The sequence below is a fragment of the Bacillus sp. FSL R5-0712 genome, assembly GCF_038593285.1.
GTDB classification, from domain to species: domain Bacteria; phylum Bacillota; class Bacilli; order Bacillales; family Bacillaceae; genus Bacillus; species Bacillus safensis.
The window spans coordinates 1,602,799-1,617,143 of the sequence record NZ_CP151981.1; the positions used below are offsets into that span (position 1 = coordinate 1,602,799).

A 14,345-nucleotide genomic window follows, 5' to 3' on the forward strand; every position below is an offset into this window, starting at 1 on the left:
ATATGATTGAAGTGACAAGATTAAATGGCAAAGGATTTATGCTGAACGCTCTCCATATCGAGCAAATCGAAAGTTTTCCAGACACGACCATTACTTTGGCCAATGGAAAGAAATTCGTTGTGAAAGAAGATGAAGAGCAGCTTCAAGAGAAAATCATTTCTTTCTACAGAAAAATCCAAGTCATTTCATTGAATCAAGGAATAGAGGAGTTTGAATGAAGAAGAAATTAGTCGTAGTAATGCTAATCATGATTATTGCCATCGTCGGAATTGGAGCAGGCATCTTTTTTCTGCTGAATGGGTCAGACGAAGCAAAAGCCGAAAAAGAGCCAACAGCAGATGAAGTTGTAAAAGCTTCTGTTGAAATTCCTGAGATTATCACCAATTTAAAATCTGAAGGAAATGCTGTCAAACTTGTCCTGAATATTGAAACGGACTCTGAAAAAGCAAAATCAGAGCTTGAGAAAAGAAGTTTCCAAGTAAAAGATGCTGTCATCGACATTTTATCAGACACGAATGCAGATGAACTTGATGGCAAAAAAGGCAGAGAACATTTTAAAACACAAGTCAAAAACAAAGTGAATAACTATTTGCAAGATGGCAAGGTGAAAGAAGTATATATAACCTCCTTTAATCTGCAATAGAGGCGATTAATTAACGCGATGGAGGTGAAGAAATGTCAGGAGAAGTGCTTTCCCAGAATGAGATCGACGCATTATTATCCGCCATCTCAACAGGCGAAATGGATGCAGAAGAGCTGAAAAAAGAGGAAACGACGAAAAAAGTGAAGGTGTATGACTTTAAACGTGCACTGCGCTTTTCAAAAGACCAGATTCGAAGTTTAACTAGGATTCATGATAACTTCGCTAGACTGCTCACCACGCATTTTTCAGCGCAGCTAAGATCATATATTCAAATTACTGTCAGCTCGGTTGACCAAGTACCATACGAAGAATTTATTCGTTCGATTCCTAATATGACATTATTAAACTTATTTTATGTCAGCCCGCTTGAAGGAAGAATCATGCTTGAAGTAAACCCAACAATCGGCTATGCGATGATGGACAGGCTGATGGGCGGGATTGGCATTAGTCATAATAAGACAGAATCACTTACAGAAATTGAAACAAAGATTATCTCAAACATGTTTGAGGGAGCTTTGGAAAATTACAGAGAAGCGTGGCAGTCCATAACCGACATCGAGCCTGAAATGGCAGATTTCGAGGTAAATCCCCAGTTTGTTCAAATGGTGTCACCAAACGAAACAGTTGTCGTCATTTCTCTTAATACACAGATTGGCGAGGTAAGCGGGGTTATTAACCTATGTATTCCTCACGTTGTATTAGAGCCTATTATTCCGAAGCTGTCTGTACACTACTGGATGCAGTCTGAACGAAATGAACCAAAACAGCAAGAAACAAAGGCCATTGAAAAACGGATTATGAAGGCAAAAATACCGGTAGTCGCAGAGCTGGGACAATCGGAAATGACGGTGGAAGAGTTTTTGAATTTGGAAATTGGTGATTGTATTGCCTTGGACAAACCAGTAAATGCGCCTCTTACTGTTATGGTCGGAAATAAACCGAAATTCTTGGGACAGGCCGGCCGCGTGAATCGGAAACAGGCGATTCAAATTCTAGATCACGACATAAGAGGTGAAGAAGATGGAGAATAACGGAAGTAAATTATCACAAGACGAAATCGATGCGCTCCTTAAAGGAGGCAGCAATGACGATATAGAGCCTGATACAATCCTTTCTGCAATGGAGCAAGATGCCATTGGAGAAATCGGAAATATTTCATTTGGCAGCTCTGCAACAGCACTTTCAACCCTATTAAATCAAAAAGTGGAGATTACAACTCCAACTGTTACAGTGATTCAAAAAAGTATGCTGAATGAGGAATTTCCTCATCCGTATGTCGCTATTGAAGTGAATTATACGGAAGGTTTCAGCGCAAGTAACCTGCTTGTCGTCCAGCAAACAGATGCAGCAGTTATTGCGGACTTAATGATGGGCGGAGACGGGACAAATGCTGACCCTTCTTTAAGTGAGATTCACTTAAGTGCAGTACAAGAAGCAATGAACCAAATGATGGGTTCTGCTGCGACATCCATGTCGACTGTCTTTAATAAAAAGATTGATATTTCTCCGCCGCGCGTCGAATTACTTGATGTGAAAGAAGGAGAAGGGACAGACCGCATTCCAGCTGAAGAAATGCTTGTCAAAGTATCCTTCAGATTAAAAATAGGTGAACTCATCGATTCAAATATTATGCAGCTTTATCCTATTACATTTGCGAAGGATTTAATTGCAGAATTAACAGATCCTGCCCAAGAAGAAGAGCCGGTTCAAGAAGAAGTGAGTGCACCTGAACCTCAGCCGGCAGCTCCGCAAACGCAGTCTGCCCCAGCGCAGCAAGCAGCACCGCCGAAAAGACAGGCAAAGCCAAAGCCGGCAGCACCTGTAAATGTGGCGCCAGTTGAATTTGAATCGTTCAGTGAGCCTCAGCATACAACAAGCCAGCTTGGAAACCTTGATATGCTGATGGACATTCCGCTTTCCATTACGGTGGAACTTGGAAGAACTCAGCGCAGTGTGAAAGAAGTTCTTGAGCTTTCAGCTGGAAGTATCATTGAACTGGACAAACTTGCTGGTGAGCCAGTAGACATTCTAGTGAACAAACGAATCGTCGCCAAAGGGGAAGTCGTTGTCATTGATGAGAACTTTGGTGTTCGTGTGACTGATATTTTAAGTCAGTCAGAAAGACTTTCTAATTTAAAATAAACAAACATATAGGGAGAGAATAAGTAAATGGCTACTAAGGTATTAATCGTAGATGATGCAGCATTCATGAGAATGATGATCAAGGATATTCTTGTAAAAAACGGATTTGATGTAGTAGGAGAAGCAGAAAACGGCGCACAAGCAGTTGAAAAATACAAAGAAACATCTCCTGATCTTGTCACAATGGATATCACCATGCCAGAAATGGACGGAATCACTGCACTAAAAGAAATTAAACAAATCGATGCTTCAGCAAAAATCATCATGTGTTCTGCTATGGGACAGCAGTCAATGGTTATTGACGCAATCCAAGCAGGTGCAAAAGACTTTATCGTGAAGCCATTCCAGGCAGACCGCGTACTTGAAGCAATTAATAAAACGTTAGGCTAAAAAAGGGTGTAAGATTTGTTGAAAAAACGTTTGATATGTATAGCAATGATCAGTTTTATGCTTTTCTTGACGATGCAGCCTGCCTCACTGTTTGCCGAAACGAAAGATCCTGAGAATGGCACAGTGAATGACTGGCTCAAAGGTGAGAAAGAAAGCAAAAAGGATACAGAGAAGAAAACCACTGACAATCAAACGAATCCGGCAGAAGAAGTTCCCTCTTCTTCTGTCTCCATTATGGATTTTGTCAAAATGATTGGTGCCTTACTTTTTGTCATCCTGCTTATTTATGGATTGGTGAGATTTGTTGGTAAGCAAAACCGCTTACTCAAACCATTTCGATATGTTGAAAATATTGGCGGAACGACAGTCGGACAAAACCGTTCAGTCCAGCTGATCAAAGTGGGCAAAAGAGTATTAGTTGTCGGCGTAGCAGACTCAATCCAGCTGCTAAAAGAGATTGATGATGAACAAGAATGTGAAGCAATCGTGAAACAATATGAAGAAGCGATGGAAAGCAAAACCGATTTACCAAAAATGGTTCAAAAATTCACATCGCAGATAAAGAAACATGATCAGACGACCACTTCTTCTTTTTCAGCCAATTTAAAGGCGCAGCTAGCCGAATTGAAAAAGACCCAATCAGAAGTCAGAAAGAAAGGCCCGAAACAAAATGAATGAGTTTATCGATTTATTTAATTCCAGCGGTGCAGGAAATATCAGCACATCTGTCCGTCTTCTTTTACTTTTAACTGTATTTTCGGTTGCACCGGGCATTCTCATTTTGATGACGTGTTTTACACGGATTGTGATTGTTCTTTCATTCGTCAGAACATCGCTTGCAACCAACTCAATGCCGCCAAACCAAGTGCTTGTTGGACTTGCTTTGTTTCTCACATTTTTTATCATGGCACCCACGTTCTCACAGATTAATAAAGAGGCGCTGACGCCGCTTTTAAATGATGACATCACGTTAAATCAGGCGTATGAAAAAGCCGAAGTGCCTATTAAAGAGTTTATGAGTAAACATACGAGACAGAAAGATTTGGCTTTATTTCTTAATTACGCAAAAATGGATAAACCTGAATCGATTAAAGATATTCCGTTAACGACGATGGTTCCCGCTTTTGCCATTTCAGAATTAAAGACGGCATTCCAAATTGGTTTCATGATTTTTATTCCATTTTTAATTATTGACATGGTGGTCGCAAGTGTTCTGATGTCAATGGGGATGATGATGCTTCCGCCGGTTATGATATCGCTCCCTTTCAAAATATTGTTATTTGTTTTAGTCGATGGATGGTATTTGATAGTGAAATCTTTGCTGCAAAGCTTTTAGAGTAGGTGCTTAAAACATGAGTTCAGAATTTGTCATTACGATGGCTGAAAGATCAGTGTATGTAGTATTGCTTGTGAGTGGGCCGCTTCTAGCGCTCGCACTTATTGTGGGACTGATTGTCAGTGTGTTTCAGGCGACAACCCAAATTCAAGAACAGACGCTTGCGTTTATTCCTAAGATTGTTGCTGTACTCATTGGGCTTGTTGTGTTTGGTCCATGGATGCTTTCAACAATCGTGTCCTTTACGACAGAGCTGTTCTCCAATTTAGATCGATTTGCAGGTTAACAAGCGATGTCAATCATAGAATTATTCCCTGCTTTTCTTTTAGTTTTTATTCGGATCACCGCTTTTTTTGTGACAGTACCGCTTTTAGCGCATAGAACGATCCCAGCTGTACACAGAGTTGGATTCTCACTGTTTTTAGCTGTCATTAGTTTTAGCACCATAAAAGAACCGCCAGCACTCGACATAGACGGTCTTTATATGATGCTAGCGGTGAAAGAAGCAATGGTCGGTCTGCTGCTTGGGCTGATTGCATACATCATGGTGTCCGCTGTTCAAATTGCCGGCTCATTCATTGATTTTCAAATGGGTTTTGCGATTGCCAATATTATTGATCCGCAAACAGGGGCTCAGACACCGCTGATGGGACAGTTTTTTTATACGGTCACATTGCTGTTGATGCTGGCAACTAACGCACATCACTTGCTGCTTGATGGAATCTATTACAGCTTTCAATACATTGCAGTTGATCAATACGCGCTGAATTTCGGCAGTGAATCCTTTGCTTACTTTATCGCAAAGAGCTTCAACCAAATGTTTATCATCGCCTTTCAAATCTCGGCACCTGTCGTGGCAAGTCTGTTTTTAGTCGATTTGGCGCTGGGGATTGTGGCACGTACAGTTCCGCAAATGAACGTATTTGTGGTTGGACTTCCTATTAAAATGGGTGTGAGTTTTATTATGATCATCATCTGTATGGGCGTCATCTTCGGTGTTGTCCAAAATACATTTGAAACGATTGTACTCACCATGAGGAATTTCTTAGCATTGGTCGGTGGTTCGTCATGATGACAAGGCTTAGACTAGACTTGCAATTTTTCGCAGGTGAAAAAACAGAAAAAGCAACGCCGAAAAAAAGGCGGGATTCACGTAAAAAAGGACAGGTTGCCAAAAGTACCGACGTCAATACAGCCATCTCATTTCTATTAATCTTTTTATCATTCTTTTTTATTGGGCCTTTTATGAAAGAGCGGATTATCGCGCTCATAGAACGTTTTTATTCAACAACCATGCTAATGAAAGTTAGCACATCTAATATTCATCAATTATTCTTGGAATTGCTTCAGGAAACAGGGCTCCTCCTCATGCCAATCCTTGGTGTTGGCATGCTGGCGGGGATTATCAGTAACTATTTACAAGTCGGCTTTCTCTTTTCAGCAGAAGTGATCAAACCGAAATTAGAAAAGCTTGACCCAATCAAAGGATTTAAACGGATATACAGTATTCGAGCCCTCGTAGAGCTATTAAAATCGATTTTAAAAATTGGCTTTGTTGGCTTTGCGACATTTATTGCTCTTTGGATGCACTTTGACGAAATTCTACGGCTTCCTTTATTAACAGCAGAGGAAACCCTTCATTTCGTTGCAAATATGACCTTAATTATGGGGCTGTATGCTGCTGGTGCTCTTTTGATTTTGGCAGGGCTTGATTATATGTATCAGAAATTTGATTATGAAAAAAACTTGAGGATGTCCAAACAAGACATCAAAGATGAGTATAAAAAATCAGAGGGTGACCCGCTCATCAAATCAAAGATTAAACAGCGTCAGCGGGAAATGGCCATGAGACGGATGATGCAGGAAGTCCCAAAAGCGGACGTCATCATTACAAACCCAACCCACTATGCCATTGCTTTAAAGTATGATGAAGAAAAAATGGACGCGCCCTATGTTGTGGCGAAGGGAACGGATATTTTGGCTTTGAAAATTAGAACGATTGCGAAAGAACATGATGTCATGACTGTAGAGAACCGCCCGCTTGCCCGCGCGCTCTATGATCAGGTCGACATCGACCAAGCGGTGCCGGAAGAATACTTTAAGGCCATCGCAGAAATTTTAGCTTACGTCTATAAAACGAAACAAAAGATTTTATGAATTTTTGGTTTTAAAAGGAGAGAACAGGCATGTCAGCAAGAGATTTATCTGTTTTATTCAGTGTTATTTTAATTGTGGCGATGCTGGTCATACCGTTTCCGCCCATTTTGTTAAGTATTTTAATCATTATTAATATTTCTCTTGCGCTTATCGTGCTTCTCACCACAATGAACATGCAAGAACCACTGCAATTTTCAATTTTTCCATCGTTGCTTTTGCTCTTAACGCTGTTTCGTTTAGGGCTAAACATCTCTACAACACGTTCTATTCTTTCAACAGGAGATGCTGGAAAGGTTGTCGAAACGTTCGGTTCATTTGTTGTTGGAGGAAATGTCCTCGTTGGTCTTGTTGTTTTCCTTATTCTGATCATCATTCAGTTTATTGTTATCACAAAAGGGGCAGAGCGTGTATCAGAGGTTGCGGCAAGATTTACACTCGATGCGATGCCAGGTAAACAAATGAGTATTGACGCAGATTTAAATGCAGGAATGCTGACCGAAAGTGAAGCAAGAAACCGCCGTGAAAAAGTAGCGAGAGAAGCAGACTTTTATGGAGCGATGGATGGTGCCAGTAAGTTCGTTAAAGGGGACGCCATCGCAGGTATTATCATCGTCATCATCAATATTATATTTGGAATCATTATCGGGATGCTTCAGCAAGGAATGTCGATTCAAGAATCAGCTTCTCACTTTACCCTATTAACGGTAGGGGACGGAATCGTTTCGCAAATTCCGGCACTCCTCATCTCAACGGCAACAGGGATTGTCGTGACGAGAGCTGCTTCTAACGGAAACCTTGGATCAGACATTACAGGGCAGCTCTTTGCATTCCCAGCCATGCTTTATGTGACAGCAGGCACGATCTTCCTTCTTGGGCTGTTTACACCAATCGGCATCCTTTTGACAGGGCCGATCGCAGGTTTACTTGCCCTTGGCGCATACCTGATGTCGAAAAACAAACAAGACCAAGAAGAAATCGAAGAGGTACTGGAGGAACAAGCAGAGGTAGAAGAGATGAAAAGTCCAGAAAGTGTTATTCATCTTCTGCAAATGGATGCCATTGAATTTGAATTTGGCTACGGCCTCATCCCGCTCGCTGATGCAAATCAGGGCGGTGACCTGTTAGACCGAATTGTGATGATCCGAAGGCAGCTTGCCCTCGAACTTGGTCTTGTCATTCCAGTCGTCCGGATCAGGGACAATATTGCACTGAACCCAAATGAATACCGGTTAAAAATTAAAGGGAACGAAGTAGCAAAAGGTGAGCTGCTGCTTGATCACTACTTAGCGATGTCCCCAACGCCTGATGATGATCCGATTGAAGGAATTGAAACAATCGAACCATCCTTTGGCCTGCCGGCTAAATGGATATCAGAAGCAGAAAAAGATCAGGCTGAGATGCTAGGCTATACGGTTGTGGACCCAGCGTCTGTTGTGTCTACTCACATCACAGAGAAGATTAGACAAAACACACACGAGCTGCTCGGACGCCAAGAAACGAAGCAATTAATCGATCATCTGAAAGAAAGTTATCCTGTCTTAGTGGATGAGGTAACACCAAATCCGCTGGCAGTCGGTGATATTCAAAAAGTACTGGCGAAGCTGCTGAAAGAAAAGGTCTCTATCCGAAACCTTGTCACCATTTTTGAGACGCTTGCAGACTACGGAAAATTAACGACTGATACAGATTTATTAACAGAGTATGTTAGACAGGCGCTGGCAAGACAGATTACCGCACAGTATGCAAGAGAAAATGAATCACTCAAAGTCGTGACTTGCTCAGGCCGAGTAGAAAAGGTGATTGCAGACAGCGTTCAGCAGACAGAGCACGGAAACTACTTATCGTTAGATCCAGAATCCTCTGAAAGTGTGATTCAATCAGTGGCGAGAGAAATTGAACAGCTTTCGCTTCGTCAGGAAACGCCGGTTCTATTATGCTCACCTCCTATAAGAATGTACGTTAAGCAGTTGTTAGAAAGATATTTCCCAGATTTACCGGTACTATCTTATAACGAACTAGAAGCGAATGTGGAAGTACAGAGCATCGGAGTGGTGGATATCTAATGAAAATGAAAAAAATCACAGCAAATTCTATGCAGGAGGCAACGATTCAAATCAGGCAGCAGCTTGGGAAAGATGCCGTTATTTTAAATTCTAAAACCGTTGTCAAACGCAAACTGTTCGGTTTGAAGAAACAGCAAATGGTCGAAGTGATTGCAGTGCTGGATCAAGATTTCGAGGAAAGAGCTGGTAAAGGGTTAAACCCTGCGCCGCCTCTTCCAGTATTACCAAAAAAGGAACAAGTTCAAAAGCTGCCCGAAGAGCCTTCATTTGCTCCCAAGGCGGCGAAACCAGCGCCTTCTCATACCCAGCCTTTAGAATATGTGAGGAATGAACGGCATGCGGGTATTCTGCCTGATCCTCTCATAGCAATCGATCAAAAGCTAAAGGATCAAGGACTTGATGATGCCATTCGAGACGAATGCCTGAAGGGTCTTTTAACAAAGGGTGCGGTTAAAGAAAATCACATAAAAAAAGAACTTGAACAACTGCTGACAGATATGCTGCCAGCTAAAACCTCTGATGAGCCGATGATTTCTTCAAAATACATTGTTTTGTTCGGTTCAACTGGAGCTGGTAAAACGACAACGATTGCAAAGCTGGCTGCTAAAACGGCCATTCAGCAGCAAAAGAAAATTGCTTTTATTACAACCGATACGTACCGGATTGCAGCGATCGAACAGCTGAAAACATATGCTGAACTGCTGAATGCACCGCTTGAGGTTTGTTATTCAAGAGAGGATTTTGTAAAAGCCCAAGAGACCTTTAAAGAGTATGATCATATCTTCATCGATACAGCAGGTCGTAACTTTAAAGAAGAAGCGTATATTAAAGAGCTGACCGACATTATTCCATTTGATGAGAGCATTCAAAGTTTTCTCGTGATGAGTGCTACATCGAAGTATCAAGACATGAAAGCCATGGTCAAACGCTTTGAACAAGTTCCAATCAATCAATTCATTTTTACAAAAGTAGATGAAACGGACACGATGGGAACCATTTTTCAAATCATTGCTGACTCTCAAATCAAACTTGGTTTTTTAACAAATGGTCAAAATGTGCCTGAGGATATTCTTGAAGGCTCGCCTCTTGAACTAACAAGGATGGTTTTACAATCATGAAGCCCGACCAAGCAGAAGGGTTAAGAAAACTAGTTCAGCAGAGTCAAATGATCACACCGGCTCCTCTTAACGCCAGCGGACAGGCAAAAACCATTGCCGTCATGAGCGGTAAAGGCGGGGTAGGTAAATCGAATTTGACCCTGAATATGGCACTGTCTATCGCAAGTACAGAGAGAAGAGTGTTAGTGATTGATCTTGATTTTGGGATGGGGAATATTGATATTTTACTAGGGAAAACATCGACTAGTTCTATATTAGATGTTCTCGTTAGAAAAAAATCCTTCCAAGCAGCCATGACAAAAGGAACGGATAACCTATATTACATTTCTGGCGGAAGCGGGCTTGAACAGCTGTTTTCTTTAGATAAAGATCAATGGTCGTTCTTTTTGGAAGAGATGGAAAGAATGATGCAGGACTTCGATTGTATTTTCTTTGATATGGGTGCTGGCTTGTCAAAAGATCAGCTGCCTTTTGTCTTATCGGCAGGAGAAGTGGTCGTTGTGACTACGCCAGAGCCAACATCCATCATGGATGCCTACAGCGCGATTAAACATTTAGCCATTCATCAGTTTGAACGGTCTGTGCAAATCATTGTTAACCGGTGCAAAACCCCGTCAGAAGGGTCTGAAACCTACCGGAAATTAGCAGGAGTGGTCACATCTTTTCTTCACAGAAAACTTGTATTTGCTGGCGCTGTGCCTGATGATCCTGCGGTTCCTAAAGCAGTATCAGAACAAATTCCATTTTATATGAAGCAGCCTCATTCAAGGCTGAGTAAAACCATTAAGATGCTGGCAGAAACACTATATCATCAGCAGATAAGAGAGGCACGGAGAGAACAGCATACGTTTATAGATAAGTTGTCCTCTTTTTTTAAAAGGAGGAAGGTGGACTCATGATTAGAGTGCTAGTAGTAGATGACTCGGCCTTTATGAGAAAGCTCATTAGTGATTTTCTAAGTGCCGAGCAAGAAATAGAAGTCGTCGGAACGGCGCGAAATGGGGAAGATGCCTTAAAACGGATCAAGGAACTGAATCCAGATGTTGTCACATTAGATGTGGAAATGCCTGTTTTAAACGGAACAGAAGCATTAAAACAAATTCTGGCTGAACACGACCTTGCCGTGATTATGGTGTCAAGCCAGACAAAGCAAGGAAAAGATTTAACCATCCATTGCTTAGAACTCGGTGCTTTTGACTTTGTGACAAAGCCTTCGGGAAGTATTTCGCTCGATTTGCACAAAGTGAGGGGGCAAATTGTAGAGCGGGTACTTGCGGCAGGACTGTCAAGGAAACGCACTGAAGAGAAGATGTCTCCTAAGCCGGTGATAAAGCCGCCAAGTCCAGTGGCTGCACCCCGGCTGCCATCTGTAAAAGGCAGCTCACTCCGAAAGATTATTACTATCGGAACATCTACAGGAGGGCCAAGGGCACTTCAACGAGTCGTCACGAAGCTGCCTAAGGACATCGAGGCACCTATATTGATTGTGCAGCATATGCCAGCAGGATTCACGGCATCACTTGCTACTAGGTTAGATCATTTATCACAAATTACGATTAAAGAAGCGCAAGATGGAGACATCGCGAAAAATGGAGTGGCTTACATAGCTCCTGGTGGAATGAATATGTCACTTCATGACCAAGGGGGCTCACTTGTTATCAGGCTGTCCCCTGAAGACACGGAAAGCCGGCACAAGCCATCTGTTAACTATTTATTTGAATCCATCAGCAGCATAAAGGGTTACGAGAAAATCGCTGTCATTATGACAGGTATGGGCAGTGACGGTACTGAAGGTGTCAAAAAAATGGTCGCAAGCGGTCATACGAAAGTCATTGCAGAAAAAGAAGAATCATGTGTTGTTTTCGGAATGCCTAAATCAGTCATTAAAGCAGGCCTTGCACATGAAACAAGGCATGTGGATGACATCGCACATGCAATTATAAGCTCCATGAAAAAAGAGAGGGCGTGAACACGTTGGATGTAAACCAATACTTAGATATCTTTTTAGATGAAAGCAGAGAACACTTACAAACTTGTAATGAAAAACTTCTTGATTTAGAAAAGAACCCAACCGACTTGCAGCTAGTGAATGATATATTCAGAGCGGCTCATACATTGAAAGGCATGAGTGCAACGATGGGCTTTGATGATATGGCTCACTTAACGCATCATTTAGAAAACATGTTTGATGCTATCCGTAATGAACAAATGATTGTCACTCCTGAGTCAATGGATACGATGTTCGAAGCACTCGATCATCTTGAAGCAATGGTTCAATCGATTGCAGAAGGAGGAGACGGGAAACGTGATGTCACAGAGATTAGTAAAAAGCTAGATGTGACAGGAAGCCATGCTGAGGCAGCTTCTAGCGTTGAAACAGCAGATGCATCAGCTGCTTCTAATGACTTAGATTATAACGAATTTGAACGAACAGTTCTTGATGAAGCGAGAGAGCAAGGCTTCAAATGCTATGAACTCAACGTGACATTAAGTGAAGCGTGCTTACTAAAAGCCGTTCGTGTCTATATGATTTTTGAAAGATTAAATGAAGCAGGCGAGGTTGTCAAAACCGTTCCAAATGCAGAGCTGTTAGAATCAGAAGATTTTGAATCTGAATTCAGCATTTCTTATCTTTCTAAACAGCCGATGGACGAAGTGCAGAAAATCGTCACGGCGATCTCAGAGGTTGAGAAGGTTGAGATCTCTGAAGTCTCCGCATTTGAAGAAGCAGCTCCAGCTGAAAAGCAAGAGACGCAGCCTGAACAGAAAAAAGAAGAAGTATCCATTCCTGCTGCGAAAGCGCCAGCAAATGATGCGCCAAAAGCAAATGGCAATAACGGTGCAGCTGCCGGCGGAACGAAAACAATTCGTGTCAACATCGACCGTCTTGATTCTCTTATGAATCTATTTGAAGAACTTGTGATTGATAGAGGCCGATTAGAGCAGATTGCGAAAGAACTAGAAAATAACGAACTCACAGACACAGTCGAAAGAATGACTCGTATTTCTGGAGACCTGCAATCAATCATCCTGAACATGAGAATGGTACCTGTGGAAACTGTCTTTAACAGATTCCCGCGTATGATTCGTCAATTGACGAAAGAGCTTAATAAGAAAATTGAGCTTATTATTGAGGGTGCTGAGACAGAGCTTGATCGAACAGTGATCGACGAGATTGGTGATCCGCTCTTGCACTTACTCAGAAACAGTCTAGATCACGGGATTGAATCACCAGAAGAACGTGTGAAAAAAGGCAAGCCGGAAAAAGGTACGGTTCTATTAAAAGCGTACCATAGCGGAAACCATGTCTTCATTGAAGTAGAAGATGATGGCGGCGGAATTAACCGTAAAAAGGTGCTTGAAAAAGCATTAGAGCGCGGGGTTATCACAGAAAGAGAAGCAGAAACACTTGAAGATCATCAAATTGATTCATTGATCTTTGCAGCAGGATTCTCTACAGCTGATACGATTTCTGACATCTCAGGCCGCGGTGTAGGTCTTGACGTTGTGAAAAACAAGCTGGAATCACTTGGCGGATCTGTAAGCATTAACTCAACAGAAGGACAGGGCTCACTATTCTCAATCCAGCTTCCGCTTACATTATCGATTATTTCCGTTCTTCTTGTAAAACTAGAAGAGGAAACATTTGCGATTCCGATTTCTTCTATTATTGAAACGGCTGTCATTAAGAAAAGTGACATCCTGCAAACGCATGATCGTGAAGTGATTGATTTCCGCGGATTTATCGTACCGGTCGTGTACTTGAAGAAACAATTCCACGTACCAAATGCGAATGAATTAGAGGAAGAACTGCACATCATTGTTGTTCGTAAAGGAGACAAGCTGACAGCATTTGTGGTCGATTCATTTATTGGTCAGCAAGAGGTTGTATTGAAATCACTAGGAGATTATCTGCCAAACGTATTTGCGATATCCGGCGCAACGATCCTAGGTGACGGTCAAGTTGCACTCATCGTTGACTGTAATGCACTGATCAAGTAAAAAACAATAGAGGAGCGGTCTGAAATGAGTACAGATATCAAAACTGGCGAAAAGATGATTGTGTTTATCGTAAACAAAAAAGAATACGCCATTTCAGTATCAGAAGTAAAGTCCATTGAAAAATGGCAGCAGCCGACAAGAGTTCCTGGCGTTGCCCCTTATATATGCGGTGTTATTAATTTACGCGGTGTCGTGACACCTGTCATTGACCTGAGAGTCAGACTTGGTTCTACTGACAACGAAATTACAGATGAAACAAGAATGATCATTGTACAAGTTGGTGACATTGAAGTCGGCTGGATTGTTGATGAAGCAAATGATGTCATAACCGTCCATCAGGAAGAAGTAGAATCTTCTCCTGAATCAGCTGAAAAAGAAGGACAGTCATGGGTGACAGGTATCATTAAGCATGATCAGCGTCTTTTCAATATCATTCATGCCGGTGCTGTCCTCGACAAGAGCGTTCAAGGTGCACCTGTTCATTAAGGGGGATG

At 41.9% G+C, this 14,345-nt stretch carries 16 protein-coding genes; all 16 read left to right on the top strand.

Features of this window, described 5'->3' with window-relative positions; translation table 11 throughout:
• Positions 1-2: 2 nt before the first annotated feature.
• Genes NSU11_RS08005 through NSU11_RS08080 form a run of 16 tightly spaced genes read left to right on the top strand, consistent with a single transcriptional unit; the run spans position 3 to position 14,337 of the window.
• Entirely contained in the window at positions 3-218 is a 216-nt protein-coding gene (locus NSU11_RS08005) for a flagellar FlbD family protein (protein WP_008344794.1), read from the top strand.
• A complete protein-coding gene (fliL, locus tag NSU11_RS08010) occupies positions 215-643 on the top strand; it encodes a flagellar basal body-associated protein FliL (RefSeq protein WP_024424168.1) in 429 nt (142 codons plus the stop codon). Before NSU11_RS08005 ends, fliL begins: the two co-directional genes overlap by 4 nt.
• A gap of 32 nt (positions 644-675) precedes the next feature.
• The gene (gene fliM, locus NSU11_RS08015; protein ID WP_024424167.1) at positions 676-1,674 is read left to right on the top strand and encodes a flagellar motor switch protein FliM; all 999 of its coding nucleotides are present in this window, start codon (positions 676-678) and stop codon (positions 1,672-1,674) included.
• Entirely contained in the window at positions 1,664-2,785 is a 1,122-nt protein-coding gene (fliY, locus tag NSU11_RS08020) for a flagellar motor switch phosphatase FliY (protein ID WP_024424166.1), read from the top strand. The genes fliM and fliY overlap by 11 nt, the downstream gene beginning before the upstream one ends.
• Before the next feature lie 27 nt (positions 2,786-2,812).
• The gene (locus tag NSU11_RS08025) at positions 2,813-3,175 is read left to right on the top strand and encodes a response regulator (protein WP_007499584.1); all 363 of its coding nucleotides are present in this window, start codon (positions 2,813-2,815) and stop codon (positions 3,173-3,175) included.
• Positions 3,176-3,232: 57 nt separating this feature from the next.
• Entirely contained in the window at positions 3,233-3,853 is a 621-nt protein-coding gene (gene fliZ, locus NSU11_RS08030; protein WP_234107918.1) for a flagella biosynthesis regulatory protein FliZ, read from the top strand.
• A complete protein-coding gene (gene fliP, locus NSU11_RS08035) occupies positions 3,846-4,511 on the top strand; it encodes a flagellar type III secretion system pore protein FliP (RefSeq protein WP_024424164.1) in 666 nt (221 codons plus the stop codon). Before fliZ ends, fliP begins: the two co-directional genes overlap by 8 nt.
• 16 nt (positions 4,512-4,527) lie before the next feature.
• Positions 4,528-4,797 (top strand): flagellar biosynthesis protein FliQ, encoded by a 270-nt coding sequence (gene fliQ, locus NSU11_RS08040; RefSeq protein WP_003211206.1) that lies wholly within the window; start codon positions 4,528-4,530, stop codon positions 4,795-4,797.
• 6 nt (positions 4,798-4,803) lie between these two features.
• Positions 4,804-5,583 (top strand): flagellar biosynthetic protein FliR, encoded by a 780-nt coding sequence (gene fliR, locus NSU11_RS08045; protein ID WP_024426982.1) that lies wholly within the window; start codon positions 4,804-4,806, stop codon positions 5,581-5,583.
• Entirely contained in the window at positions 5,580-6,668 is a 1,089-nt protein-coding gene (flhB, locus tag NSU11_RS08050) for a flagellar biosynthesis protein FlhB (protein ID WP_034623630.1), read from the top strand. Before fliR ends, flhB begins: the two co-directional genes overlap by 4 nt.
• 29 nt (positions 6,669-6,697) lie before the next feature.
• A complete protein-coding gene (gene flhA, locus NSU11_RS08055; protein WP_044330616.1) occupies positions 6,698-8,731 on the top strand; it encodes a flagellar biosynthesis protein FlhA in 2,034 nt (677 codons plus the stop codon).
• Positions 8,731-9,849, top strand: coding sequence for a flagellar biosynthesis protein FlhF (flhF, locus tag NSU11_RS08060; RefSeq protein ID WP_151863076.1), 1,119 nt, complete (start codon positions 8,731-8,733; stop codon positions 9,847-9,849). The genes flhA and flhF overlap by 1 nt, the downstream gene beginning before the upstream one ends.
• A complete protein-coding gene (locus tag NSU11_RS08065) occupies positions 9,843-10,748 on the top strand; it encodes a MinD/ParA family protein (RefSeq protein WP_024424160.1) in 906 nt (301 codons plus the stop codon). The genes flhF and NSU11_RS08065 overlap by 7 nt, the downstream gene beginning before the upstream one ends.
• Entirely contained in the window at positions 10,745-11,818 is a 1,074-nt protein-coding gene (locus NSU11_RS08070) for a chemotaxis response regulator protein-glutamate methylesterase (protein ID WP_024424159.1), read from the top strand. The genes NSU11_RS08065 and NSU11_RS08070 overlap by 4 nt, the downstream gene beginning before the upstream one ends.
• 5 nt (positions 11,819-11,823) lie before the next feature.
• Positions 11,824-13,851, top strand: coding sequence for a chemotaxis protein CheA (locus tag NSU11_RS08075; RefSeq protein ID WP_342493873.1), 2,028 nt, complete (start codon positions 11,824-11,826; stop codon positions 13,849-13,851).
• 24 nt (positions 13,852-13,875) lie between these two features.
• Complete coding sequence (locus tag NSU11_RS08080) at positions 13,876-14,337, top strand: chemotaxis protein CheW (protein WP_024424157.1); 462 nt, start codon at positions 13,876-13,878, stop codon at positions 14,335-14,337.
• Positions 14,338-14,345: the final 8 nt, after the last annotated feature.